Below are 24,603 nucleotides of genomic sequence, written 5' to 3'. Positions count from 1 at the left end.
CGTGACATGACGCGACTCCCCAATCGCCGCCTGCTGGCCCTCGCCCTCGCCGCCGTCACCGGCGCTCCCGCCCTGGCCCAGGCAGCCGAGCCCTTCACTGTCAGCGACATCCGCGTGGATGGCCTGCAGCGCATCAGCTCGGGCACGGTATTCACCTACCTGCCGGTGGAGCGTGGCGAGACGGTCACCGACAACAAGGTCGGCGAGACCATCCGCGCCCTGTACAAGACCGGCTTCTTCGAAGACGTGCAGCTGGACCGCCAGGGCAGCATCCTGGTGGTGACCGTCAAGGAACGCCCGGCGATCAACAAGCTGACCGTGACCGGCAACAAGGACATCAAGTCCGAGCAGCTGCTCAAGGGCCTGTCCGACATCGGCCTGACCGAGGGCGGCACCTTCGATCGCCTGAGCCTGGACCGCGTGACCCAGGAACTGCGCCGCCAGTACAACGACCGCGGCAAGTACAACGTCGAGATCACCCCGACGGTGAGCCCGCTGGACCGCAACCGCGTGGACATCGCGATCGCGATCAAGGAAGGCAAGGCGGCCAAGATCCGTCACGTCAACCTGGTCGGCACCGAGAAGTTCGAGAGCAAGGACATCCTGGAGACCTGGGAGTCCAAGGAGCACAATTGGGCGTCGTGGTACCGCCGTGACGACCAGTACTCCAAGGAAAAGCTGTCCGGCGACCTGGAAAAGCTCAATTCCTGGTACCTCGACCGCGGCTATGTCGACTTCAGCATTGATTCGACCCAGGTGTCGATCAGCCCCGACAAGCGCGACATGTTCCTCACCGCCGGCGTGACCGAAGGTGCGCAGTACAAGATCTCCGAGATCAAGGTCAGCGGCGACACGATCCTCCCGCAGGAGGACGTCGAGCGCATGGTGATCCAGAAGTCCGGCGACACGTTCTCGCGTGCGCTGCTGGAATTCAGCTCGGACACCATCACCAACTCGCTGTCGAACATCGGCTATGCGTTCGCCAAGGTGAACCCGATCCCGACCACCAACCGCCCCGAGCAGACCGTGGCGATCAACATGCAGGTCGTGCCCGGCCCTCGCGTGTCGGTGCGTCGCATCCTGTTCCGTGGCAACACACGTACGTCCGACGAAGTGATGCGTCGCGAAATGCGCCAGTTCGAGAACAGCTGGTACTCGCAGGCCGCGATCGACCGCTCCAAGATCCGCCTGCAGCGCCTGGGCTACTTCGAGTCGGTGGACGTGGAAACCCCGGCCGTCAGCGGCAGCAACGACCAGGTTGACGTCGTCTACAACGTCAAGGAAACCACGTCCGGCAGCTTCGTGTTCGGCCTGGGCTACTCGCAGTCCTACGGCATGACCACGTCGGTGCAGCTGTCGCAGAACAACTTCCTCGGCGGCGGCAACCGCGTGTCGGTCGAAGCCTCGCGCAGCAGCTACCTGCAGCGCTACGGCTTCAGCTACACCAACCCGTACTTCACCGATGACGGCGTGTCGCTGGGCTACAACCTGTCCTGGCGCGAGCTGGACTACTCCGACTTTAACACCGCGCAGTACAACAGCACCAATGGTTCGGCGCAGGTGGTGTTCGGCGTGCCGATCACCGAGACCGATACCGTCTCGCTGATGTTCGGCATCGACAGCAACCAGATCACCACCTACCAGGGCTCGACCCCGCAGTCGATCATCGACTACATCAACGTGCTGGGCAGCAAGACCTTCCACGCGTGGCGTACGGAGCTGGGCTGGGCACGCGACTCGCGCAACGACTACTTCATGCCGACCCGCGGTACCTACCAGCGTGTTGGCCTGGAAACCACCCTGCCGGGCTCGACCATCGAGTACTACAAGCTGAATTACCAGATCAGCAAGTACTGGCCGATCATGCCGTCACTGGTCATCAACACCCGCGCCGAAATCGGCTACGGCGACAGCTACGGCAAGGACCAAACCGCAATGGTGCCGGACGAGAACGGCAACCTGCGCTCAGTCACCGCCAAGGGGCTGCCGTTCTACGAGAACTTCTACGCCGGTGGCACCAACTCCGTGCGAGGCTTCGAGGACAACACCCTCGGCCCGCGCGAAGTCACCCGTGGCTATCCAGAAGGCCAGCCGCTGGGTGGATCGCTGAAGACCGTCGGTTCGGTCGAAGCCTACTTCCCGCGCCTGTTTGACAGCCCGTCGGCACGCGTGTCGGCCTTCGTCGACTTCGGTAACGTCTATACCGGCGTGGACAACTTCAAGGCCAACGAGCTGCGTGTCTCCACCGGTGTGGCCTTGCTGTGGCGCGCCCCGGTCGGCCCGATCTCGATCAGCTACGCGTTCCCGCTGAAGAAGGAAGACGGCGACAAGATCGAACGGCTGCAATTCACGTTCGGTGGCCAGTTCTGAGGAACGTTGTTCCCCAGAACTGATCCACCTCCGGTGAATTGCCCGCGCATTTCACCTATCCCCCGCGCCGCTGGCGCGCCCCCCTTAACAGAAGGGGGGCTCTCCACCAGACGGGTCTCGAATCGCCGGGCATTGCCCGGCGTTTTCGTTTAGAAGGGCTGGCGGAAGCGAGCGCTCCGCTTTTGATCTTTCCTGTTTTTCCGTGGCTGGCACTCGCGCCACGCCGTCGGAGGACGGATGGGTGGGGCCTGCGAGGGTGTGAGCCGCATGGATGCGGCGACCAAGGCTACATGGACGTACTTGCGCCGTCCCTCGCGGGCCCCACCCGTCCGACCCAGCCCACGGGCCTGACTCTGCCAGCCACGAGGGGCCCCGCCGTTGGCCGCAGAACCGCCCCGCATGACCGCAATGGCGTCACACGTTAAACTCCCGCCGTGAATACTCCCACCTACACCGCCCAGCAACTCGCCGAGCAGTTCGGCCTGCAGGTCCATGGCGACCCCGCCACCGCCATCCATGGCGTGGCTACCCTCGCCCATGCCGGTACTGGCCAGCTGACCTTCCTCGCCAATCCACGCTACCGCGCCCAGCTGGCCGACAGCCAGGCCTCGCTGGTGGTCCTGCGTGCCGACGACGCCGAGGCCGCCCCCGGCGCCGCGCTCGTGGCCAAGGACCCGTACACCACCTTCGCCAAGATCGCCGCGCTGTTCGATATCGCGCCAACGCGCCCGCCGGGCATCCACCCCAGCGCCGTCATCGATCCCAGCGCCCAGGTCGCCGCCAGCGCCCATATCGGTCCCTTCGTCTCCGTCGGCGCGCGCAGCGTGGTCGGTGAGAACTGCATCATCGGCACTGGCAGCGTGATCGGCGAAGACTGCAGCCTGGACAACGGCTGCGAGCTGATCGCGCGGGTCACCCTGGTCACCCGGGTCAAGCTCGGCAAGCGCGTTCGCGTGCATCCCGGCGCCGTACTCGGCGCCGATGGCTTCGGCCTGGCCATGGACGCCGGCAAGTGGATCAAGGTGCCGCAGCTCGGCGGCGTGCGCATCGGCGACGATTGCGAAATCGGCGCCAACACCTGCGTCGACCGTGGCGCGCTGGAAGACACCGTGCTGGACGAAGACGTGCGCCTGGACAACCTGGTGCAGATCGCGCACAACGTGCAGATCGGCGCGCACTCGGCCATCGCCGGCTGCACCGGCATCGCCGGCAGTGCCAAGATCGGCCGCTACTGCCTGCTCGGCGGCCACGTCGGCGTGGTCGGCCACCTCGAGATCTGCGACAAAGTCGTGATCACCGGCAAGTCGGTGGTCCGCAATTCCATCCATGAGCCGGGCGAGTACTCGTCCGGCACCCCGTTGACCGACAACCGCACGTGGCGCAAGAACGCCGCGCGCTTCAAGCAGCTGGACGCATTGGCTCGCCGCGTCCTGGCTGCTGGCAAGGAGAAAGAATGAACGACACGCTGCAGCTTCCGATCGACGTCTGCCAGATCCAGGAACTGCTCCCGCACCGCTACCCGTTCCTGCTGGTGGACCGGGTGCTTGAGCTCGACATCGAGGCCAAGCGCATCCTTGCGCAGAAGAACGTCAGCATCAACGAGCCGTTCTTCCAGGGTCACTTCCCGGGCCGCCCGATCATGCCTGGCGTGCTGATCATCGAAGCGCTGGCGCAGGCCGGTGGCGTGATGACCCAGCTCACGCTCGGCCGTGACTCGCAGTCCAAGCTGTTCTACATGGTCAAGGTGGAAAACGCCCGCTTCAACAAGCAGGTCGTGCCCGGCGACGTGCTGATGCTGGATGTGCAGATGAAGCGCCTGATCCGCAACATGGGCTGGTACTACGGCGAAGCCAAGGTCAACGGTGAAGTCGTTGCCTCGGCCGAAGTCATGTGTGCCGGCGCCAAGGGCTGATCCACTGGAGGCAGGAATGACTGACAACGCACCGCGGATCCACCCGACCGCCGTCATCGACCCGGCCGCGCGCCTGGCCGATGACGTCCAGGTGGGCGCGTTCACCCTGATCGGTGCCGATGTGGAAATCGGTGCCGGCACGGTGATCGGCCCCCATTGCAGCATCCACGGCCCGACGAAGATCGGCCGCGACAACCGCTTCATCGGCCACGCAGCGGTCGGTGGCGAACCGCAGGACAAGAAGTATGCAGGGGAGCGCACCGAGCTGGTGATCGGCGACCGCAACGTGTTCCGCGAGTTCGTCACGCTGAACCGTGGCACCGGCGGCGGCGGCGGCATCACCAGCATCGGCGACGACAACTGGATGCTGGCCTACACGCACGTGGCGCATGACTGCCATGTCGGCAACTTCTGCGTGTTCTCCAACAACACCACCCTGGCCGGCCATGTGACCGTGGGCGACTACGTGATCATCAGCGGCTTCGCCGGTGCCCACCAGTTCTGCCGGATCGGCGCGCATGCCTTCCTCGGCATGGGGGCGCTGACCAATGGCGACGTTCCGCCGTTCACCATGGTCGGCACCGATTCGCTGGGCCGCCCGCGCGGCATCAACAGCGAAGGACTGAAGCGCCGCGGCTTCGATGCCGAGCGCATTTCCGCCATCAAGCGTGCCTACCGCACCCTGTACGTGGCGGGCCTGCCGCTGGCCGAAGCCAAGGTGCAGCTGACCGAACAGGCGCGTGACAGCGATGACGTGAAGGCCATGCTGGACTTCATCGAGCACGCCGAGAGGCCCTTGCTGCGATGAGCAGCACGACCGGCCAGGCGCCGGCCGGCGCCGCTGTGATTCCGCTGGCCTCGATGACCGGCAGCGTCCCCGCGCAACGGGTGCTCAGCGAGCGCCCGTTGCGGATCGCCCTGGTGGCCGGTGAGGCCTCCGGCGATCTGCTCGGTGCGGGCCTGGTTCGCGAACTGAAAGCGCGCTTCCCGAATGCCGAGTTCGCCGGCATCGGTGGCGACGCCATGCGCAGCGCCGGCTGCCAGACCTGGCACGATGCCAGCGAACTGGCGGTGATGGGCCTGACCGAAGTACTGCGCCATCTGCCGCGCCTGCTGAAGCTGCGCTCGGCGTTCCGCCAGCGTGCGCTGGACTGGCAGCCGGACGTCTTCATCGGCATCGACGCCCCCGACTTCAACCTGGGCATCGAGCGCTGGCTGAAGCAGCGAGGCGTGCGCACCGTGCATTACGTCAGCCCCTCGGTCTGGGCCTGGCGTGAGAAGCGAGCCGAGAAGATCGGCAGCAGCGCCGACCTGGTGCTGTGCCTGTTCCCGATGGAACCGCCCATCTATGCCAAGCACGGCATCGACGCGCGCTTCGTCGGCCATCCGATGGCTGACGACATTCCGCTGCAGGGCAACCGCGAGGAAGCGCGCGCCGCGCTTGGCCTGCCGACCTCGGCCAAGGTGCTGGCGGTGCTGCCGGGCAGCCGCCTGGGCGAAATCTCGCGCCTCGGCGAGCCCTTCTTCGAGGCTGCGTGGCAGGTCTCCGAACGCATCCCGGGCCTGCACGTGGTGGTGCCTGCCGCCAACCCCGCCTGCAAGCGCCTGATCGAAGAGCAGCTGTCACGCTCGGCGCTGCCGGTCGCGTACTCGCATGTGCTCGACGGCCAGGCCCGCAACGCCATGATCGCCGCCGACGTGGTGGTGCTGGCGTCCGGTACCGCGACCCTGGAGGCGATGCTGGTGAAGCGGCCGATGGTGGTCGGCTACCGTGTCAACGAACTGACTTACCGTCTGGTCAAGGCATTCGGCCTGATCAAGGTCGACCGCTTCGCCCTGCCCAACATCCTGGCCGGGCAGGACCTGGCACCGGAACTGATGCAGCACGACTGCACGCCGGACAAGCTGGCCGCGGCCATCCAGCAGTGGTTCGACCACCCACAACGGGTAACCGACCTGCAGGACACCTATGCACGCCTGCATGAGCGCCTGCGCCGCAATGCTTCGGCACGTGCCGCCGACGCCGTCGGCGAGCTGCTGATGCGCGACCAGGCCCAGGCATGAGCCGCCGCCACGCCGCAGCGGCCAGCCTGGCCCTGTTCGATGGCAGCGCGGTAATCGAGCCGGAACGCCTGGTTGCCGGCGTCGATGAGGCCGGCCGTGGTCCGCTCGCCGGGCCGGTGGCGGTGGCGGCGGTGGTGTTCGACCCGGCACGGCCACGCATCAACGGCCTGGACGATTCCAAGCAGCTCACCGCGGCGCGCCGCGAGCAGCTGCATGACCGCATCATCGAGCGCGCCCTTGCCTGGCACGTGGTGCTGGTGGACGTGGACACCATCGACCGCCTGAACATCTACCAGGCCACCCTGCAGGGCATGCGCGATGTCGTCGCCGCGGTCGCCCACGTGGCCGGCTTCGCGCGCATCGACGGCAACGTGGTGCCCAAGGGCCTGGTACTGCCGGCGCAGGCGCTGATCGGCGGCGATGGCATCGACCGCGCGATCATGGCCGCATCGATCCTGGCCAAGGTCTCGCGCGATCGCTACATGCAGGACGTGCACGCCCGCCACCCGCAGTACGGCTTCGAGCAACACAAGGGCTATGGCACCCCGGCCCACCTGGCCGCCCTGCGCGAGCACGGCCCCTGCATGGAGCACCGGCGCAGCTTCGCCCCGGTACGTGAGTGCCTGCAGGCCGAGCAGGCCGAGCAGCCCGCCACGATCGCCTGAACAGCCGCCGGGCATGGCCCGGCGCTACCACGGCAATGTGAACGCACCCGGTAGCGCCGGGCCATGCCCGGCGGTATTCGCGCAATCGACGTACCGTCAAGTCCTTGTCGCCTCCCCCCGCCCTCGTTACCCTGACCGGGCACTCCAGCGCTTCCCGACCCCGGCGACGATTCCCCCGTCAGCACCCGGGGCCCGCGCGCTCCAACCTGGTCCGGCATGTCCAACTCCCGCTTCGTACATCTCCACGTCCACACCGAGTTCTCGCTGGCGGACTCCACCATCCGTGTGCCGGCCAAACCGGACCAGGCGGACCCGAAGAAGGCCAAGCAGGCCAACCTGCTGTCGCGCTCGGTCGAGCTCGGCCTGCCCGCGCTGGCAGTGACCGACCTCAACAACCTGTTCGCGCTGGTCAAGTTCTACAAGGCCGCCGAAGGCGTGGGCATCAAGCCGATCGCCGGTGCCGACGTGCTGATCGCCGAGGAAGGCCAGGACCCGTGGCGGATGACCCTGCTGTGCCGCGATCGCGAGGGCTACCTGAGCCTGTCGCGGCTGCTGACCCGCGCCTGGATGGAAGGCCATCGCCCGGAAGGCGGTGTGGCCATCCATCCGGACTGGCTGAAGGCCGGCAACGCCAACCTGTTCGCGCTGGCCGGCCGGCAGAGCCTGGCCGGGCGCCTGGCGCTGGACGGCAAGCATGAGCTGGCCGAGCAGCAGCTGGCCGACTGGCAGCGCGTGTTCGGCGACGGCCTGCACCTGGAACTTACCCGTACCGGCCGCGAGGGCGAGGAAACCTTCAACCAGTTCGCGCTGATGGCGGCCGGCCAGCGTGGCCTGCCGGTGGTGGCCAGCAATGATGTGCGCTTCCTGTCGCCCACCGATTTCAGCGCGCACGAAGCGCGCGTGTGCATTTCCACCGGCCGCGTGCTGGACGATCCCAAGCGCCCGCGCGAGTACAGCGACCAGCAGTACCTGAAGTCGGCCGAGGAGATGTGCGCGCTGTTCGCCGACATCCCCGATGCGATCGACAACACGCTGGCGCTGGCCGAGCGCTGCAACATCGAGATGCGGCTGGGCACCTACTTCCTGCCCAACTACCCGGTGCCCGACGACGAGACCCTGGACACCTGGATCCAGAAGATGTCGCGCGACGGCCTGGAAGAGCGCCTGGAGAAGAATCCGCTGGCGCCGGGCAAGACCCGCGAAGAGTATTTCGAGCGCCTGGAGTTCGAGCTCAACACCATCATCAAGATGGGCTTCCCGGGCTACTTCCTGATCGTGGCCGACTTCATCCAGTGGGGCAAGAACCAGGGCATCCCGATCGGCCCGGGCCGTGGTTCCGGTGCCGGTTCGCTGGTGGCGTGGGCGCTGAAGATCACCGATCTGGACCCGTTGCCGTACAACCTGCTGTTCGAGCGCTTCCTGAACCCGGAACGCGTGTCGATGCCCGACTTCGACATCGACTTCTGCATGGACCGCCGCGACGAGGTGATCGACTACGTCGCACGCAAGTACGGGCGCGAGCGCGTCAGCCAGATCATCACCTACGGCACCATGGCCGCCAAGGCGGTGGTGCGCGACTCCGGTCGCGTGCTCGGCTTCCCGTACGGCCTGGTCGACGGCGTTTCCAAGCTGATCCCGAACATCCTGGGCATCCACCTGAAGGATGCACTGGGCAAGGGCAAGGAAGGCCCCAGCTCGGAAATGGCCTCGCCGGAACTGATCCAGCGCTACGAGACCGAGGACGATGTCCGCGACCTGATCGACCTGGCGCTGCAGCTGGAAGACCTGACCCGCAACGCCGGCAAGCATGCCGGTGGCGTGGTGATCGGGCCCGAGCCGCTGAGCGAGTTCTGCCCGCTGTATGCCGAACACGACGAGAACGGGCTGGGCAAGAACCCGGTCACCCAGTTCGACAAGAACGACGTGGAAGAAGTGGGCCTGGTGAAGTTCGACTTCCTCGGCCTGCGCACGCTGACCATCATCGACTGGGCGGTGAAGGCGATCAACAAGCGCCACGAGCGCGCCGGCATTCCGCCGGTGGACATCGCCGCGATCCCGCTGGACGACACGCCCACCTACAAGGACATCTTCGCCAACGGCAACACCGGCGCGGTGTTCCAGTTCGAATCCTCGGGCATGCGCCGCCTGCTGAAGGACGCGCGCCCCGACCGTTTCGAAGACCTGATCGCGCTGGTGTCGCTGTACCGCCCTGGCCCGATGGACCTGATTCCTTCGTTCAACGCGCGCAAGCACGGCCAGGAAGAAATCATCTATCCCGATCCGCGCACCGAAGCGATCCTGAAGGACACCTACGGCATCATGGTGTACCAGGAGCAGGTGATGCAGATGGCGCAGATCGTCGGCGGCTACTCGCTGGGCGGCGCCGACCTGCTGCGCCGTGCGATGGGCAAGAAGGTGCCGGCCGAAATGGCCAAGCACCGCGAGATCTTCCGCGAAGGTGCGGCCAAGGACGGCGTGGACGAAGCCAAGGCCGATGCGATCTTCGACCTGATGGAGAAGTTCGCCGGCTACGGCTTCAACAAGTCGCACGCCGCCGCCTATGCGCTGGTCAGCTACCAGACCGCGTGGCTGAAGCGCCACTACCCGGCCGAGTTCATGGCGGCCACGCTGTCGTCCGACCTGGACAACACTGACAAAGTGGTCGGCTTCCTCGACGAGGTGCGCAACCTTGGCCTGACCGTGCTGCCGCCCAAGGTGAACCAATCGGCCTTCATGTTCGAAGCGGTCACCCCGGACACCATCCAGTACGGCCTCGGTGCGATCAAGGGCGTCGGCCAGGGTGCCTGCGAGGCGGTGGTCGAGGAGCGGCTGAAGGGCGGCCCGTTCAAGGACCTGCTCGACTTCTGCACCCGCGTCGGCTCGGCCAAGCTCAACCGGCGCACGCTGGAAGCGATGATCAACTGTGGTGCGCTCGATGAACTCGGCCGCAACCGTGCCTCGCTGATGCTGCAGCTGCCGGAAGTGATCAAGGCCACCGACCAGATGGCACGCGAGCGTGCGTCCGGGCAGAATTCGCTGTTTGGCGGGCCCGATCCGAGCACCGTTTCGATCCAGCTGGACCTGCCGGAAGCCGAAGAATGGCCGCTGCTGCAGCGCCTCAACGGCGAGCGCGATACGCTGGGCTTCTACCTCAGCGGCCACCCGTTCGATCCCTGGCGCGACGATGTGCGCGATCTGGTAGGCAACGACCTGGGTTCGGTGGAGAAGATCTGGAGCGCCAACAGCGGCGGCGGTGGCGGCGAGAAGCGCTGGCGCCCGGAAGTGCAGACCGTGCTGGCCGGCCAGGTGGTCGGCGTGCGCCGCAAGGGCGAAAGCCAGATCTTCATCCAGCTGGAGGACGGTCGCGGCCGGGTGGAGTGCAGCGCGTTCTCCGATGCGATGGCCGAGTTCGGCCACCTGATGACCAAGGACCGCATCCTGGTGGTCAAGGGCGGCCTGCGTGAGGACGAATTCAACGGCGGCTTCGCGTTGCGCATCCGCCAGTGCTGGGACTTCGACGAAGTGTGCGCCAACTACGCCACGCGGCTGTCGCTGCGCCTGGACCTGCGCCAGCAGCGCCCGGTCTGGGAGCGCATCAATGCCCTGCTCGACCGCCATCGCCCGGGGCGCACGCCGCTGCGCCTGGACCTGCTGCTGAAGGGCCCGCAGGGTGGCATCGCCGGCATGCTTGATGTGTCCGGGCAAAGCGCGGTACGCATTGATTCCAAGCTGATGGAGGCGCTGCGCGCCGACCCGGCCGTGCGCACGCTGAAAGTGCGCTACAGCCCACCGTGGGCCAGCTGAGGCTGGCTCCCTGGTTTTCCTGCCCCCCTGTTTCCCCGTTCCAAGTATCAAGGACGATTGCCGATGAAGACCCTGCTGTTCCCGTTTGCCGCCGCTCTGGCCCTGGCCGCCTGCTCGCCGTCGAAGATCGAGTTCCAGATCGACAACCCGACCGACACGCCGCTGGCGCTGAGCATCGATGGCAAGGACCTGCCGGTGGCCGCACAGGGTTCGCGCCCGATCTCGCTCGCCGTCGGTGAGCACCGCCTGCACACCGACAAACTGGGCGACGTGCGCTTCATCGTCTACGTCGATGGCCGCGGCGGACTGATCAACCCGACCCTGAGCGAGTACGTGGTCGCCCGCGAGATCTACGTCACCGACGAGAGCAAGCTGAAGAACTTCGGCACCGGCAAGGCCGGCATCGAGCTGGGCGGCGTCGACTTCGAAGGTCCGTTCGAGAAGCACCACGAACTGTTCATCGACAAGACCTGGACCTACGGCGTGCGCGAGCCCTTCCCGAAGGAAAAGGTGGTGGCCCACGTCGATTCCAGCGGCGGCCAGATCGTGGCCAAGGTATTCACGGCCCCGGATTTCATCGCCTACGTCGAGGAAGGCATGGGCGAACCCGGTGCATTCAAGCGCGAACAGCCGGCCGGCTACGTGGCCCCGGCATTCAGCCTGGAACCGGCCCCGGCCAGCCTGCCGGCACTGGACCCCGCCTTCGAGGCGCACGCCGCGCCGCTGCGCGAGGTCTATGCGCGCTGGCTGAAGGCCACCACCGCCGATGAACAGAAGGCCCTGCGCAAGCAGGACTTCGACGCGCAGATGGCCTTCACCTCGGCCACCGCCACCCTGGGCAGCGGCCTGGGCCGGGAAGCCAACGAGGCCTACAACGACTTCGTTTCCCAGCGCAGCCAGCTGATGGGCCGCAGCGCGCTGGTGGTGCCCTGAGCTGACTGGCGCGCCCTGCCCGGCTGCGCTACCGTCGCCTTCCAGACGAAGGCGTACGGGTGGTTTGCACGCATTCGGCTAGAATTCCCCTCTTCTTTACACGACGGCTTCCGATGAATCCGAACTACCTCGACTTCGAGCAACCCATCGCCGACCTGGAAGCCAAGATCCAGGAACTGCGCAACGCCAGTGCCGGGCCGGCGGTCAATGTCGAGGCGGAAGTGCACGCGCTGCAGGACAAGCTGCGCATGCGCACCGCGCAGATCTTCCGCAACCTGACCTCGTGGCAGGTGCTGCAGCTGGCCCGCCACCCGTCGCGCCCGTATACCGCCGACTACATCCGCGTCATGTTCGATGAGTTCCAGGAGCTGGCCGGTGACCGCGCCTTCGCCGACGACAAGGCCATCATGGGCGGCCTGGCCCGCATCAATGGCCGTTCCGTGATGGTGATCGGCCACCAGAAGGGCCGCGACACCAAGGAAAAGATCAAGCGCAACTTCGGCATGCCCAAGCCGGAGGGCTACCGCAAGGCCCTGCGCCTGATGAAGATGGCCGAGCGCTTCGGCCTGCCGGTGCTGACCCTGATCGACACCGCCGGCGCCTGGCCGGGCATCGACGCCGAATCGCGCGGCCAGTCCGAAGCGATCGCACGCAACCTGATCGAGATGGCCGAACTGAAGGTGCCGATCATCTGCACCGTGATCGGTGAAGGCGGCTCCGGCGGCGCACTGGCGCTGGGCGTGGGCGACCGCACCGTGATGCTGGAATACGCGGTGTACTCGACCATCACGCCGGAAGGCTGCGCCTCGATCCTGTGGAAGGACGCCGGCAAGGCCAAGGAAGCCGCCGAGCAGCTGGGCCTGACCGCGCCGCGCCTGAAGAGCCTGGGCCTGGTCGACAAGGTCGTGCGCGAGCCCACCGGCGGCGCCCACCGCAACCCGACCCAGATGGCCAAGCGCCTGAAGGCCGTGCTGCTGAACGAACTGGACGCGCTGGACAAGCTGTCCACCGAACAGCTGCTGGAACAGCGCTACACCCGCCTGCGCAGCTACGGCACGTACGAAGCGGCCTGATTCATCGGCTTGTTACTTTCTTGCTCGTGCAAGAAAGTAACCAAAGAACACGCCGCCGAACGCGAGCCGGTGCTATGCACCGGTTCCCTGCGCTTCTCGGTGAATCAGGGGGCGGCGCCGAACTCGCTGCGCTCAGACATCGGCGCCTCTTCGCCCCTGTTTCACCTGCGATGCTCGGCTCGCTCACGGCGGACCTGAACATCAAAAGCCACAGCTGCACCCAGTAGATCCAGGCCATGCGTGGATGCCTCTGCTTTGGCGAAGAATCACGCGAACCCGTAGAGCCAAGCATGGCTCTACGGATAACAGACTGTCAGAACGGCTTGGCCAGCACCAGCCACACGATCGGAATGAAGGCCAGCAGCGGGATCTCGTTGATCCAGCGCAGCGCGCGCGACGACGGCAACGCCCTGCCCTTGGCCACGCCCTTCAACAGGCGGCCGATCCAGCTGAAGTACACCAGCAGCACCACCACCAGCCCCAGCTTGGCATGCAGCCAACCGGCACCACCGGGCGCGACCATGGTCGGGAAATCCGGGATGACCTTGTAACCCAGCCACAGCACCAGGCCGAGCAGGAATGCCAGGCCGAACATCGAGTGGCCGAAGCGGTACAGGCGCAGGCCCATCAGCTGCAGGCGCTCGGTCACGGCCTGCTGGCCTGCGGTCTCGGCCAGGTTGACCAGAATGCGCGGCAGGTAGAACACCGTGGCCATCCACGCCACCACGAACACGATGTGGAAGGTCTTCACCCAGTAGTAGCTCTGCATGCGCTCGCTCCAGCGGCTGGCGTAGATGGGCGGCCATTCTCGCACGCGGTGACCACCGCGCCCCACGCACCGCCGCCGCGACACATCGACGCATGGCGCGCCGCAACACCGTACGATAGGCGCCGTTTTCCCCGACCGCGCACCGCCCCATGGACAAGACCTACGACGCCGCCTACTTCCAACGCTGGTACCGCCGTGCCGACATCGGCGGCAGCGCCCGCCTGGCGCGCAAGGTCGCGTTGGCCGTGGCCAGCGCCGAGTACTACCTGGAGCGGCCGATCCGCAGCGTGCTGGATATCGGCTGCGGTGAAGGCGCCTGGCGCGCGCCGCTGCTGAAGCTGCGTCCGAAGGTCGAATACCTCGGCTTCGACAGCAGCGAGTACGCTGTGCGCCGCTACGGTCGCACCCGCAACCTGCACCTGGCCCGCTTCGGCGATTTCGCCTGGCTGCGGCCCTGTGCCCCGGTCGACCTGCTGATCTGCTCGGACGTGATGCACTACGTGCCCGACCGCGAGCTGCGTGCAGGACTGGCCGGCGTGGCCGAGCTGACCGGCGGCGTGGCCTTCCTGGAGACCTTCGCCGCCGAGGACGCGTTCGAGGGCGACCACGACGGCTTCCAGGCCCGCCCAGCGCGCTGGTACCGCCGCACGCTGGCCCGGCACGGCCTGCAGCCGGTAGGGTCGCATTGCTGGCTCGGCCCCGCCCTGGCAGGCGATGCGGCCGCGCTGGAACGGATGTGAATCCGGATTCATTATTTTCAGCCGACTTAACCTGCGGGACACCCGGATGGGATATGCTGCGCGGCAACATATGACCATACATATTCGGTCGTCATGCTCTATCAACTGCACGAACTGACCCGCAACCTGCTCGCCCCCTGGGTGCATCAGGCCCAGGCCAACGCCAGATTCTTCGCCAACCAGGGTCACTGGTGGTCGCAGATGCCGGGCGCTGATCGCCTGGCGGCGGTCAATGAACTCTTCCATCGCATCGGCAAGGATTACGAGAAGCCCGAATGGGGCATCAACGAAATCGAGGTCGACGGCGAGCGCGTGCCGATCGTGGTGCACGAGGAAGTGAGCAAGCCGTTCTGCAAACTGCTGCGCTTCAAGCGCCACAGCAATGAAGCCGACCAGCTGCATACCATGCTCAACCAGCCGTTCGTGCTGGTCGTTGCGCCGTTGTCCGGCCACCACGCCACCCTGCTGCGCGACACCGTGCGCACGCTGCTGCGCGACCACCGCGTGTACGTGACCGACTGGGTCGACGCGCGCATGGTGCCGTCCAGCGAGGGCGAATTCGGCCTGGACGACTACATTGCGTACATCCAGGAATTCATCCGCCACCTCGGTGTCGAGCGCCTGCACGTGGTCAGCGTGTGCCAGCCCACAGTGCCGGTGCTGGCCGCGGTTTCGCTGATGGCCAGCCGTGGCGAACCGACGCCGCGCACGCTGGTGATGATGGGTGGCCCGATCGATGCGCGCTGCAGCCCGACCGCAGTGAACAACCTGGCCACGCAGAACCCGCTGTCGTGGTTCGAGAACAACGTCATCCACACGGTGCCGGCCAGTTACCCCGGCGCCGGTCGCCGCGTGTACCCGGGCTTCCTGCAGCACGCCGGCTTCCTGTCGATGAACCCCAGCCGCCATTTCAGCTCGCACTGGGATTTCTACACCGACCTGGTCAAGGGCGACCTGGAAGATGCCGACGCGCACCGTCGTTTCTACGACGAGTACAACGCCGTGCTGGACATGCCGGCCAAGTACTACCTGGATACGATTTCCGTGGTGTTCCAGGACTTCCTGCTGCCGCGTGGCGAGTGGGTGGTCAACGGCGAGAAGGTCGATCCGTCAGCGATCCGTGATACCGCGCTGCTGAGCATCGAAGGCGAGCTGGACGATATCGCCGGTCTCGGCCAGACCGAAGCCGCGCAGGCGCTGTGCACCGGCATCACTGCGGACCGCCGTGAGCATTTCATCGTCGAAGGTGCCGGCCACTACGGCATTTTCAGCGGCCGTCGCTGGCGCGAAGTGGTGTACCCGAAGGTGCGCGACTTCTTCGCCGCGCATGCCGAAGCACCGGCGGCGAAGGCCGCGAAGAAGAAGAGCAACGTCACCCCGCTGCGGCGAAAGGCGGGGTAACTCGCCGCCGTGGGGTCGGATCCCTTTCCAACGGAAAGGGCTCTGACCCAGCATGATGGGATCCGGGGTCAGAGCCCTGTTCTGCGAACAGGGATCCGACCCCTGGCCTGTTACAACCGCACCAGCAGGTTCTTGGCAATCAGCCCGTGCAGCTTGCCGATGCCCCGTGCCAGGTGCATCGTCAACAGCAGCAGCAGCACGCCCACGGCTGCGATCACGATGCCCACCAGCGGCGAGGCGGCCATCGGCAACACGTTCACGCCATCGATGTAGACACCCGGAATGTCACCGCTGAACAGCGCGGCCACCGGCGCCCAGATGAACCCCAGTGACAGCGACAGCAGCGTCACCGCGATGGTGAAGTAGACCACGCCCAACGGCAGCATCAGCACGAAGTACAGCAGGGTCAGCCAAGTACGGCCATCGGTGAACATGTCGCCGATGCGCTGCAGCCACGTGCGGCTGCGGTCGGTGTAGCGCGGACGGCGCGGCATGCGTTCTCCCAGCAGCGCTTCCACCAGCCGTCCTTCCAGCAGCGCCAGCCCGCGCACCGAGCCGAAGAACAGCACGGTCAGCGGAATGCCCACGATCAGGATCAGCAGGCCCAGCGACAGCGACAGGCCAGTCACCACCCAGGTGAAGAAGAAGATGCCGGTGGCCAGCGACAGCAGCATGTAGAACAGCGCACCGTAGGTGTGCGGATCGGTCACCACGCCGAAGACACGCGCCAGCAGCGAACGCTGCACCGGCGCCGGCGGCGGTGAGGCCGGCTCGACGCCACTGGCTTCCGCCGCCGCACGCAGCACCGGCGTGGTATCCGCACGCGGCGTGCGCAGCGCGCGGTTCACCGTCACTTCGGTCTCGCGGTAGATCTCGGCCACTTCGTCCGGGGCGCCATAGCTGCCGGCCACATCGGCGATGACCTCGGCTTCGCTGCGGCCTGGCTGCGCCGCCAGCTCCGAGCGCAGGTATTCTTCGGCGTCGTACAACGCGTCCTGCACCATCGCCGGATCGGCACCTTCCAGCGCCGCGCGCAGCTGCGCCAGATACTGCGGGATGGTGGTCGGCAGGGCGCGGCCTGCCAGGCTCGGGTCGTTCATTGCGGTACCCCCTCCAACACGGAATCGACGGAATCACGGGTGGCCTGCCAGGCCTGGCGCCACTGCGCCAGCACGCCGCGGCCACGTTCATTGATGCGGTAGTAGCGCCGGGGCGGACCACTGCTGGATGGCTCCACATGGCTTTCCAGCAGCCCGGCGCCCTCCAGGTTGCGCAGCACCGGGTACAGCGCGCTCTGCTTGCCGCTCAGCACGCCCTCGCCCACCCGCTCCAGCTCCTTGGCGATCAGGTAGCCGTACAGCGGCTCCCCGGCCCGGGCCAGCACCGCCAGCAGGGCCAGCGACACGGTTCCGGCGCTGAGCTCCTTCTGGAACTTCTTCAGGTGGACATCGTCCTCGGACATGGCCGGCCCTCCACTACGTTGAAGTCCACAGTAGTGCGAAGTTCGGTATAGCGAATGTGTCGTTAGTCATCGTGCCGGTTGGCGCGGCTGCGCGGCTCACGCAGAATCGAAGCCTCGTTCATGTTCCGGGGTTCCCATGCCGCACCGCCGTCGCCTTGCCCTGACCGCCCTCGCCTTGGCCTGCCTGCTGCCCTCGCTGGCCAGCGCTGCCGCCCCGTACCGCAGCCCGCAGCAGATCCTCGATGCCTCGGCGGCCAGCGACTGGCGCACACCGGACCCGGCCAACCTGCTGTACATGGACCTGCCCGCCGGGCGGGTGATCATCGAGCTGGCGCCGCAGTTCGCCCCGCGCCATGTCGCCAACATCCAGACCTTCGCCCACGAGCATTTCTGGGACGGCACAAGCATCTACCGCTCGCAGGACAACTTCGTGGTGCAGTTCGGCGATGCCGACGCCGATGACGCAGCCAAGGCCAAGCCGTTCGGCAGTGCCGCGCGCAAGCTGCCGGCCGAGTTCGAGCGCGCCAGCGCCGGCCTGAAGGTCAGCGTGCTGCCGGACCGCGATGGCTGGGCCGCGCAGACCGGTTTCGTCGACGGCTTCCCGGTCGGCCAGGACCCGCAGGCCGGCAAGGCCTGGCTGGCGCACTGCTACGGGATGCTCGGTGCCGGCCGCAGCAACGAGGAAGACAGCAGCATCGGCGCCGAACTCTATGTGGTGACCGGCCAGTCACCGCGCCAGCTCGACCGCAACATCACGCTGGTGGGTCGCGTGCTGAAGGGCATGGAACTGCTCAGCGCGACGCCGCGCGGCCCGGCGCCGATGGGCTTCTACACCGACCCGAAGCTGCGTACGCCGATCGTGTCGATCCGCCGTGCCAGCGACGTGCCGGCGGCAGAGCGCACGCCGATCCAGGTGCTGCGCACCGATTCGAAGACCTTCGCCGATACGGTAGAGGCGCGACGCAATCGCGTGGATGATTTCTACAAGCGTCCGGCGGGACATATCGATCTCTGCAATATTCCGGTGCCGGTGCGGTAGGAGCCTGGCTTGCTGCGCGTTGCGCGTGCTGAAGGTACGTCACTGTTCATGGGCGTTACTTTTCTTTGTACGCAAAGAAAAGTAACCAAAAGAAACGTTCCGCCGGTCGCGAGCCGGCGCTGCGCGCCGGTACCCTGCGCTCCTCGGCCCGTCGAGGGACGGCGCGGAGAGCAGCCGAGCATGGCTCGGCTCTACAAAAGTGCGTGGCGCCTCTTCGCCCTCGCCGGACCTGCGGTGCTCGGCTCGCTCAAGGCGGACTGGAAGGTCAAGATCAACAGCAAGAGCATCCACGCATGGCGTGGATCTACTGGGTGCAGCTGTGGCCTTTGATCTGGGTCCGCCTTGAGCGAGCCGAGCATCGCAGGGGAATCAGGGGCGAAGAGGTGCCGATGTCTGAGCGCAGCGAGTTCGGCACCGTCCCCTGATTCACCGAGAAGCGCAGGGGACCGACGTGCGAAGCGCGGCGGCTCGCGACCTGGCGGCGCGTTTCTTTTGGTTACTTTTCTTTTCGCGCGAAAAGAAAAGTGACGCCCATGAACAATGAAGCACCTTCAGCACGCGCCACGCGCAAAACGCCAACGCCTCAGCCCTTCTGACTCACCGCCACGCTCCCCAGAATCAACGCCCCCGCCACCAACATCTGTACCGTCACCGCCTCGCCCAGGAACAACCACGCAAACGCCGCGCCGAACAGCGGAATCAGGTACGTCACCGTCGACGCGCGTGACGGGCCGATGCGGCCAATCAGGCGATAGAACATCAGGAATGCCAGGCCGGTGCAGGCCACGCCCAAGGCGATCGCTGCACCCCAGGCCTTCAGCGGAATGGCGGCCTGTGGCCAGTGCGTCACCGCCATCGGCAGCATCCACAGCGAGGCACACGACAGCGTGGCTGCCGCCGCCGCGGCCGATGGCAGGCCGGTCATGTGCCGCTTCACCAGGTTCACGCCCAGCCCGTACAGCAACGACGCCGCAGCGCCGGCGATCACTGCGGTACCAATACTCAGGCCGGACACCTTGGCGGTGGCCAGCACCACCACGCCGGCGAAACCAACCAGCAAGGCGCCGGCGCGGCGCATGCCTATCTTCTCGCCGAAGAACAGGAAGGCGATCAGCGCGGCGAACAGCACGGTCATCGCATTGCAGATCGCGCCGATCGCCGCCGGCGCCTGCTCGGCAGCATAGGCGAACAGCACGAACGGCAGCGCCGAATTGATCAGGCCGATCGGTGCCAGCCACAGCCAACGACGCGGCGGGAACTGCGCGCGGGCGCGCCACAGGAACGGCAGCAGCACCAGCGCGCCCAGCACCAGCCGCACCTCGACCAGCGCGAACGGGCCGAACGACGGCACCGCCACCCGCATGAACAGGAACGAGCAGCCCCAGATGGCGCCCAGCAGGGTCAATTCGAGCGGCGTGCGCCAGTCGCGCTCGACCGCCTGTGGGACCGCATTCATACCCTGCCTCCGTCCATCGTCTGTTTCTCGCCAAGGCAGACAGGATCGGGTGCAGACGCCCGCCGCACAAGCGAGTAGTATCGCTGCCAGCCACAAATATGGTTTGAGGCTCGCCGTGCAGCTACGCCCTTCCCTGCTCCCCGCACTGGCCGTCTTCGCGGTCGCGGCGCGCCATCAGAACTTCGCCCAGGCCGCGCAGGAACTGCACCTGACGGCCAGCGCGGTCAGCCACCATGTGCGGCGCCTGGAAGAGGTACTGGAGACCCGGCTGTTCCTGCGCCATGCCCGCGGCGTGCGCCTGACCGCGGAGGGCCGGCAGTTGGCCGACGCCGCCAGCGCCGCCTTCACGGATGTCGCGGCGGTCGCCCATCATCTGCAGCCGGATGCCGACAGCGTGCCGCTGCGGATCACCACGCTGCGCTCGCTTTCCTACTGCTGGCTGCTGCCTCGACTGCCACGCTTCACCCAGGCCTATCCGCACATCCGCATCGAGCTGCACACCGGCAGCGGCCTGGATCGCTACGACGACAATGGGCCCGAGGTCGGCATCCGCTACGGCCTGGGCCAATGGCCGGGCCTGCGTGCGCAGCATCTGATGGACGACTACCTGTTCCCGGTGGCCTCACCCGCGCTGGCCGGGGTCGAAACGCTGGACGATCCGGCCCGCATCGCCGAGCTGCCACTGCTGACCGACCTGTCACCGCAGGGTTGGCGCGACTGGTTCCGTCACGCCGGCGTGCGCCCACCGTCGCCGCTGCCGCCGATGCACACCTTCGCCGACAGCACCGATGCGATGCGTGCAGCGGTATACGGCATGGGTGCGGTGCTGGCGCGCACCCACATCGCTCAACCCTACCTGCAGCGCTACGAGGTGGTGCGCCTGCCCGGCCCGGCGCTCAAGGCGCGCTATGCGTATCACGTGGTGCATGCCGAAGGACAACCACCCAGCCCCACCGCGCGCCTGTTCATCGACTGGTTGCTGGAGCAGGCGCAGGACGAACGCACGCCCATTCCGGCATTGCCGGACAGCCTGCTCGGGCGCCCGGCCACACGCGCCTGACTGCGCCCTCACCCGCTCTTTGCTTCACGCTGGCTAGGCTGCTGGCGAACCCACAACGTACCTATGCCATGGCCATGCTGCGACTGCGCATCACCGGAACCGAAGACGACGCCCGCGCCATCAGCGACCTGCTGCTCGGCCTGGACGGCATCGAACATGTCGAGGAAACCGACGACCTGATGCCGCACATGGACGACGACGATTCCAGTTCGGCCGGGCTGTCCGATGACATCGGCCCGGGCATCCACGAGGTGGAAGTGGAAGTCGGCAATGAAAGCACCGCGCAGAAGGTGCGCGATGCGGTGCAGGAGCTGGCCCTGGAACTGGATGTGTTCGTCGAGTACGAGACCGACGAGGGCTGATGCCGGCAGGCTACCGGCATCAGCCTTCACCTCAGAGGTTGGGGGGTAGCTTGCGACGACGGCGACGCCACCACGCCCGCACACCCCAGGCCGCGATCAAGGCCAGCACCGCCACCGGCAGCAGCGCGGCAACCGCGCGGATCAGGAACGCCACGCTGGTGCTGAGGATGCTGCCCGACTCGCTCAGCGCCTCACCGATTTCGCTGCGGCTGCGTTGGCCCGAGGTGGTGTCGAAATGGATCGTCACCAGCTGCGTATCGATGCGCCGGCGCTGCTGCGCGGCATCCTTGTTGGCCTGCTCGACACCCGCTTCGATCTCCGACAGGCGCGTGGTGATCGCCATCAGGTCTTCAATCTTCAGGTCCTTGCGGTCCTGGTAGGACAGCAGCCGCGCGTGCTCCTTCTCCAGCCGTGCCTTGGTCAGTGCCGTATCGGCCACCGCCTGAGCGAGGTCCTCGGCGCGCGTGTTGCGCGACTGCAGCGTGCCCCCCTCACCGGCCAACGCGATCAAGGGCTCAGTGCCCTTCGGCGCGATACGTACCTTGACCTCGCCGCTGGGCTGCTCGCCACTGCGCTGGTCGACCTGCAGCACCGCACAATCGCCGAACTTCGCGCTCTGGCAGGCCTGCGCCACCTGCTGGATGCGGGGTGCGATCTGCGCCGCTTCCAGCTGCACCTGCACGTCGTGTTCGTAGGCGAGGAATGCGCCTTCCGGTGAAGCGACGGCAGCTTCGGCGGCACTGGCGCCCGCATCGGCCGCTGCATCGCCGTGTTTGGCGCAGGCTGCCAATGCAAGCAGCAGCACCGGCATCGCCGCCACGCGCGTCCACGCGCGCATCGGCCTCACAGTGCAGCTCCGTCATAGGAAGTCACCGCCAGCGTGCCCAGATCCACCTGCGGTACGCAGCGCACGTTCACCGCCACCATCGGCGTGCCGGTGCGCGGGTCCACCGCTTCGCTGTAGGGCGCGACACCGCACTCACGGCAATGGTGATGATCGATATGGGCCTTGTTGAAATGATAGGTGGCCACGTCCGCCGGATCGGTGGCCAACTGGAACGCCTCGCGCGGGGCAAACCACAGCAGGCTGCCGCGGCGGCGGCACATCGAGCAGTTGCAGTCGATGACGTCGCTGATCGGCGCCTCGGCCTGTACGGTGAATGCGATCCTGCCGCAATGGCAGCTTCCCTGGTATTCCATGTCCTGCGCTCCGCTGGAGGGTCCGTGTCTGCGCCCATGGTAATCCTATGGCACGGGGACAAAGCAGCCCCGGGGCCCTATGCTCGGGGTTTGACCCTGTACAGGAACGCCGATGCGCCCGCATCTTCTTGCCCTCGCCCTGGTCGCCGCCCTCGCCGGTTGCCAGCCGGCCGACGCCCCGACCAACGCTTCCACCCCGGCCACCAGCCAGCAGGCCGGTGACGCGGCGGTCGATGCCGCCTTCGCCGATCTGTCCAAGCGCGCCCTGGACACCTGGATGCAGCTGTCGCCGGTCAGCGCCACCCAGATCGGCGACCACCGCTACGACAGCGAACTGGACGACCTGAGCGCCGCCGGCCAGCAGAAGACCGTGGCGGCATACAAGGCGCTGCTGGGCGAACTGGACAAGATCGAGGTAGCCAAGCTGGGCCGCGAGAACCAGGTGGACGCGGCGATCCTGCGCAACCAGCTGCAATCGGAAATCTGGAACGCCGAAGTGCTGCAGTCCGGCAAGTGGGACCCGCAGCTGTACAACGGCATCGCCGGCAGCGCGATCTACGGCCTGATGGCCCGCGAGTTCGCGCCGCTGCCGGAGCGCCTGAAGTCGGCCACCGCGCGCATGGAAAAGCTGCCGGCGATCTTCGCCCAGGCCCGCGAGAACCTGGATCCGGCCCGCGTGCCGAAGATCCATGCCGAGACCGTGGCCAAGCAGAACAAGGGCATCCTCAGCATCGTCGATACCTTCATCACGCCGCACATCGGTGAACTGCCGCAGGCCGACCAGCAGCGCCTGCAGGCGGCCATCGACGGCCTGAAGAAGGCGGTGGACGAGCAGCAGACCTGGCTGGACAAGACCCTGGTGCCGAACGCAAAGGGCGATTTCCGCATCGGTGCGGAAAAGTACGACCAGAAGCTGAAGTTCGCGCTGAGCTCGTCGCTGTCGCGCCAGGAGATCGGTGAGCGTGCACGTGCCGAACTCAAGCGCGTGCGCGAAGATATGTACGGCATCGCGCAGACCGTGCTGAAGGACAAGCCGGGTGCGCCGGAAATGCCGGCGCAGCCGACCGACGAGCAGCAGCAGAAGGCGATCGAGGCCGCGCTGGAACTGGCCTACGCCGACAAGCCGGCACGCGACAAGGTGGTCGACGATGCCAAGGCCGCACTGGAGCAGTCCACCGCGTTCGTGCGCGAGCACGACCTGATGACGCTGCCCGATGCGCCGGTGGACATCATCCTGATGCCGGAATTCCAGCGCGGCGTGGCCGTGGCCTACTGCGATTCACCGGGCCCGCTGGACAAGAACCTGAAGACCTTCTACGCCGTGTCGCCGATTCCGGACGACTGGAACGACAAGCAGGTCGACTCGTTCCTGCGTGAGTACAACTCGCGCATGATCCACCTGCTGAGCATCCACGAAGGCACCCCGGGCCATTACCTGGAAGGCTGGCATTCGGCGAAGTTCCCCTCCACCCTGCGTGCGGTACTGCGTTCAGGCCTGTTCGCCGAGGGCTGGGCGGTCTACACCGAGCGCATGATGCAGGAGCAGGGCTACCTCAACAACGACCCGCTGTTCCACCTGGTGCAGCTGAAGTTCTACCTGCGCACGATCTCCAACGCGATCCTCGACCAGGGCGTGCACGTGGACAACTGGGATCGCGAGAAGGCGATGCACCTGATGACCCACGATGCGTTCCAGCAGGAGAGCGAGGCAGCGGGCAAGTGGGTGCGTGCACAGCTGACCTCGGCGCAGCTACCGACCTACTTTGTCGGTGCGCAGGAACACTTCGACACCCGCAAGGCGATGCAGGACAAGCTGGGCGACAAGTTCAACCTCAAGGCCTACCACGACCAGATGCTGTCCTACGGCGCACCGCCGGTGCGTTTCGCCCGCCAGCTGATGCTGGACCAGCCGATCGAGTGATCGCGCCGGTGTGAGCTGAATGATAACGGCCCGGGGAAAAACCCGGGCCGTTTTCTGTTCTGGCGGTTGCAAACTGCCATCCTGGCGGTGCGAACTGCCATCCTGGTGGGTGCGAACCTTGGTTCGCACCGCTTCTGCCGCCACTCAATCAGACGATGTGGATATACAGCTTCCTCGAGTCCAGTCTCAAATCGAGGAAGTACTCCACACCACACCCGCGGCAGGCAGCGGGACAATCCTCATCGCTCCCACGTTGGTTCTCCGAGGCATCAGCCACCACCGGATATCCACAATCAAAACACGTAAAGGCAATGTTGCTGCCATGGGGGTCGGCCCATATTTCATCTCCATCGCCGTCCATTACAAGAAAGT

At 66.4% G+C, this 24,603-nt stretch carries 21 protein-coding genes; 15 read left to right on the top strand and 6 right to left on the bottom strand.

Going from position 1 to position 24,603, the window contains the following annotated elements; translation table 11 throughout:
* Nucleotides 1–6: 6 nt before the first annotated feature.
* The 9 genes from bamA (at nucleotide 7) to AC5P6E_RS15515 (ending at nucleotide 12,821) form a co-directional block, all read left to right on the top strand.
* The gene (bamA, locus tag AC5P6E_RS15555) at nucleotides 7–2,370 is read left to right on the top strand and encodes an outer membrane protein assembly factor BamA (protein WP_043396460.1); all 2,364 of its coding nucleotides are present in this window, start codon (nucleotides 7–9) and stop codon (nucleotides 2,368–2,370) included.
* 434 nt (nucleotides 2,371–2,804) lie between these two features.
* Nucleotides 2,805–3,827 (top strand): UDP-3-O-(3-hydroxymyristoyl)glucosamine N-acyltransferase, encoded by a 1,023-nt coding sequence (gene lpxD / locus AC5P6E_RS15550; RefSeq protein WP_495231075.1) that lies wholly within the window; start codon nucleotides 2,805–2,807, stop codon nucleotides 3,825–3,827.
* The gene (fabZ, locus tag AC5P6E_RS15545; protein WP_008265823.1) at nucleotides 3,824–4,282 is read left to right on the top strand and encodes a 3-hydroxyacyl-ACP dehydratase FabZ; all 459 of its coding nucleotides are present in this window, start codon (nucleotides 3,824–3,826) and stop codon (nucleotides 4,280–4,282) included. Before lpxD ends, fabZ begins: the two co-directional genes overlap by 4 nt.
* A gap of 16 nt (nucleotides 4,283–4,298) precedes the next feature.
* The gene (gene lpxA / locus AC5P6E_RS15540; RefSeq protein ID WP_010486342.1) at nucleotides 4,299–5,090 is read left to right on the top strand and encodes an acyl-ACP--UDP-N-acetylglucosamine O-acyltransferase; all 792 of its coding nucleotides are present in this window, start codon (nucleotides 4,299–4,301) and stop codon (nucleotides 5,088–5,090) included.
* Nucleotides 5,087–6,346, top strand: coding sequence for a lipid-A-disaccharide synthase (lpxB, locus tag AC5P6E_RS15535; RefSeq protein ID WP_049455669.1), 1,260 nt, complete (start codon nucleotides 5,087–5,089; stop codon nucleotides 6,344–6,346). The genes lpxA and lpxB overlap by 4 nt, the downstream gene beginning before the upstream one ends.
* The gene (gene rnhB / locus AC5P6E_RS15530; RefSeq protein WP_495231074.1) at nucleotides 6,343–7,011 is read left to right on the top strand and encodes a ribonuclease HII; all 669 of its coding nucleotides are present in this window, start codon (nucleotides 6,343–6,345) and stop codon (nucleotides 7,009–7,011) included. The genes lpxB and rnhB overlap by 4 nt, the downstream gene beginning before the upstream one ends.
* Before the next feature lie 216 nt (nucleotides 7,012–7,227).
* On the top strand, nucleotides 7,228–10,815 hold the full coding sequence (gene dnaE, locus AC5P6E_RS15525; RefSeq protein WP_109814400.1) for a DNA polymerase III subunit alpha: 3,588 nt from the start codon (nucleotides 7,228–7,230) through the stop codon (nucleotides 10,813–10,815).
* 63 nt (nucleotides 10,816–10,878) lie between these two features.
* The gene (locus AC5P6E_RS15520; RefSeq protein ID WP_049482820.1) at nucleotides 10,879–11,748 is read left to right on the top strand and encodes a hypothetical protein; all 870 of its coding nucleotides are present in this window, start codon (nucleotides 10,879–10,881) and stop codon (nucleotides 11,746–11,748) included.
* Between the two features lie 113 nt (nucleotides 11,749–11,861).
* Complete coding sequence (locus AC5P6E_RS15515; protein WP_043396479.1) at nucleotides 11,862–12,821, top strand: acetyl-CoA carboxylase carboxyltransferase subunit alpha; 960 nt, start codon at nucleotides 11,862–11,864, stop codon at nucleotides 12,819–12,821.
* Nucleotides 12,822–13,134: 313 nt separating this feature from the next.
* Here AC5P6E_RS15515 and AC5P6E_RS15510 read toward each other — a convergent pair whose 3' ends face one another.
* Entirely contained in the window at nucleotides 13,135–13,590 is a 456-nt protein-coding gene (locus AC5P6E_RS15510) for a CopD family protein (RefSeq protein WP_019337631.1), read from the bottom strand.
* Nucleotides 13,591–13,739: 149 nt separating this feature from the next.
* Between AC5P6E_RS15510 and AC5P6E_RS15505 the strand changes: the two genes are divergently transcribed.
* Nucleotides 13,740–14,330: a class I SAM-dependent DNA methyltransferase gene (locus tag AC5P6E_RS15505; protein ID WP_019337630.1), complete on the top strand. Its 591-nt coding sequence runs from the start codon at nucleotides 13,740–13,742 to the stop codon at nucleotides 14,328–14,330.
* Nucleotides 14,331–14,423: 93 nt separating this feature from the next.
* Nucleotides 14,424–15,731 carry a polyhydroxyalkanoate depolymerase gene (locus tag AC5P6E_RS15500; RefSeq protein WP_134958342.1) on the top strand — a complete coding sequence of 436 codons (1,308 nt, stop codon included), beginning with the start codon at nucleotides 14,424–14,426 and terminating at the stop codon, nucleotides 15,729–15,731.
* Between the two features lie 110 nt (nucleotides 15,732–15,841).
* Here the strand turns inward: AC5P6E_RS15500 and AC5P6E_RS15495 are convergent, their stop codons facing one another.
* Both AC5P6E_RS15495 and AC5P6E_RS15490 read right to left on the bottom strand, forming a co-directional pair.
* Nucleotides 15,842–16,831, bottom strand: coding sequence for a sensor domain-containing protein (locus AC5P6E_RS15495; protein WP_043396486.1), 990 nt, complete (start codon nucleotides 16,829–16,831; stop codon nucleotides 15,842–15,844).
* Nucleotides 16,828–17,193: a PadR family transcriptional regulator gene (locus tag AC5P6E_RS15490; protein WP_071305498.1), complete on the bottom strand. Its 366-nt coding sequence runs from the start codon at nucleotides 17,191–17,193 to the stop codon at nucleotides 16,828–16,830. The genes AC5P6E_RS15495 and AC5P6E_RS15490 overlap by 4 nt, the downstream gene beginning before the upstream one ends.
* Nucleotides 17,194–17,329: 136 nt before the next feature.
* Here AC5P6E_RS15490 and AC5P6E_RS15485 point away from each other — a divergent pair, with 136 nt between their 5' ends.
* On the top strand, nucleotides 17,330–18,232 hold the full coding sequence (locus AC5P6E_RS15485) for a peptidylprolyl isomerase (protein ID WP_248854487.1): 903 nt from the start codon (nucleotides 17,330–17,332) through the stop codon (nucleotides 18,230–18,232).
* Between the two features lie 583 nt (nucleotides 18,233–18,815).
* Here AC5P6E_RS15485 and AC5P6E_RS15480 read toward each other — a convergent pair.
* Nucleotides 18,816–19,688, bottom strand: a complete 873-nt coding sequence (locus AC5P6E_RS15480; protein ID WP_099560113.1) for a DMT family transporter — start codon at nucleotides 19,686–19,688, stop codon at nucleotides 18,816–18,818.
* A 115-nt stretch (nucleotides 19,689–19,803) separates the two neighbouring features.
* Here AC5P6E_RS15480 and AC5P6E_RS15475 point away from each other — a divergent pair, with 115 nt between their 5' ends.
* Both AC5P6E_RS15475 and AC5P6E_RS15470 read left to right on the top strand, forming a co-directional pair.
* Nucleotides 19,804–20,748 (top strand): LysR substrate-binding domain-containing protein, encoded by a 945-nt coding sequence (locus AC5P6E_RS15475; RefSeq protein WP_010486365.1) that lies wholly within the window; start codon nucleotides 19,804–19,806, stop codon nucleotides 20,746–20,748.
* A gap of 68 nt (nucleotides 20,749–20,816) precedes the next feature.
* Complete coding sequence (locus tag AC5P6E_RS15470; protein WP_313208375.1) at nucleotides 20,817–21,110, top strand: hypothetical protein; 294 nt, start codon at nucleotides 20,817–20,819, stop codon at nucleotides 21,108–21,110.
* A gap of 31 nt (nucleotides 21,111–21,141) precedes the next feature.
* Here AC5P6E_RS15470 and AC5P6E_RS15465 read toward each other — a convergent pair whose 3' ends face one another.
* On the bottom strand, nucleotides 21,142–21,948 hold the full coding sequence (locus AC5P6E_RS15465; protein WP_313208441.1) for a DUF4349 domain-containing protein: 807 nt from the start codon (nucleotides 21,946–21,948) through the stop codon (nucleotides 21,142–21,144).
* Nucleotides 21,949–21,953: 5 nt separating this feature from the next.
* Entirely contained in the window at nucleotides 21,954–22,310 is a 357-nt protein-coding gene (locus AC5P6E_RS15460; RefSeq protein WP_019337620.1) for a GFA family protein, read from the bottom strand.
* Nucleotides 22,311–22,422: 112 nt separating this feature from the next.
* On the opposite strand from AC5P6E_RS15460, the gene AC5P6E_RS15455 reads away from it, so the two are divergent.
* Complete coding sequence (locus AC5P6E_RS15455; protein WP_126559932.1) at nucleotides 22,423–24,231, top strand: DUF885 domain-containing protein; 1,809 nt, start codon at nucleotides 22,423–22,425, stop codon at nucleotides 24,229–24,231.
* The last annotated feature ends 372 nt before the right edge of the window (nucleotides 24,232–24,603 follow it).

The sequence above is a fragment of the Stenotrophomonas sp. YJH_SMC_16 genome (genome assembly GCF_059367875.1).
Note: the sequence above shows the minus strand (reverse complement) of the source record. Positions and strands in the feature narration are given on the sequence as shown.

Coding starts and splice junctions, on each gene's coding strand:
- AC5P6E_RS15460 (WP_019337620.1), bottom strand. CDS start 22,310: ATGGAATACCAGGGAAGCTGCCATTGCGGCAGGATCGCATTCACCGTA.
- AC5P6E_RS15490 (WP_071305498.1), bottom strand. CDS start 17,193: ATGTCCGAGGACGATGTCCACCTGAAGAAGTTCCAGAAGGAGCTCAGC.
- lpxB (WP_049455669.1), top strand. CDS start 5,087: ATGAGCAGCACGACCGGCCAGGCGCCGGCCGGCGCCGCTGTGATTCCG.
- AC5P6E_RS15485 (WP_248854487.1), top strand. CDS start 17,330: ATGCCGCACCGCCGTCGCCTTGCCCTGACCGCCCTCGCCTTGGCCTGC.
- fabZ (WP_008265823.1), top strand. CDS start 3,824: ATGAACGACACGCTGCAGCTTCCGATCGACGTCTGCCAGATCCAGGAA.
- bamA (WP_043396460.1), top strand. CDS start 7: ATGACGCGACTCCCCAATCGCCGCCTGCTGGCCCTCGCCCTCGCCGCC.
- AC5P6E_RS15510 (WP_019337631.1), bottom strand. CDS start 13,590: ATGCAGAGCTACTACTGGGTGAAGACCTTCCACATCGTGTTCGTGGTG.
- AC5P6E_RS15500 (WP_134958342.1), top strand. CDS start 14,424: ATGCTCTATCAACTGCACGAACTGACCCGCAACCTGCTCGCCCCCTGG.
- AC5P6E_RS15480 (WP_099560113.1), bottom strand. CDS start 19,688: ATGAATGCGGTCCCACAGGCGGTCGAGCGCGACTGGCGCACGCCGCTC.
- AC5P6E_RS15505 (WP_019337630.1), top strand. CDS start 13,740: ATGGACAAGACCTACGACGCCGCCTACTTCCAACGCTGGTACCGCCGT.
- rnhB (WP_495231074.1), top strand. CDS start 6,343: ATGAGCCGCCGCCACGCCGCAGCGGCCAGCCTGGCCCTGTTCGATGGC.
- AC5P6E_RS15465 (WP_313208441.1), bottom strand. CDS start 21,948: ATGCGCGCGTGGACGCGCGTGGCGGCGATGCCGGTGCTGCTGCTTGCA.
- AC5P6E_RS15515 (WP_043396479.1), top strand. CDS start 11,862: ATGAATCCGAACTACCTCGACTTCGAGCAACCCATCGCCGACCTGGAA.
- AC5P6E_RS15520 (WP_049482820.1), top strand. CDS start 10,879: ATGAAGACCCTGCTGTTCCCGTTTGCCGCCGCTCTGGCCCTGGCCGCC.
- dnaE (WP_109814400.1), top strand. CDS start 7,228: ATGTCCAACTCCCGCTTCGTACATCTCCACGTCCACACCGAGTTCTCG.
- AC5P6E_RS15455 (WP_126559932.1), top strand. CDS start 22,423: ATGCGCCCGCATCTTCTTGCCCTCGCCCTGGTCGCCGCCCTCGCCGGT.
- AC5P6E_RS15470 (WP_313208375.1), top strand. CDS start 20,817: ATGGCCATGCTGCGACTGCGCATCACCGGAACCGAAGACGACGCCCGC.
- lpxA (WP_010486342.1), top strand. CDS start 4,299: ATGACTGACAACGCACCGCGGATCCACCCGACCGCCGTCATCGACCCG.
- AC5P6E_RS15495 (WP_043396486.1), bottom strand. CDS start 16,831: ATGAACGACCCGAGCCTGGCAGGCCGCGCCCTGCCGACCACCATCCCG.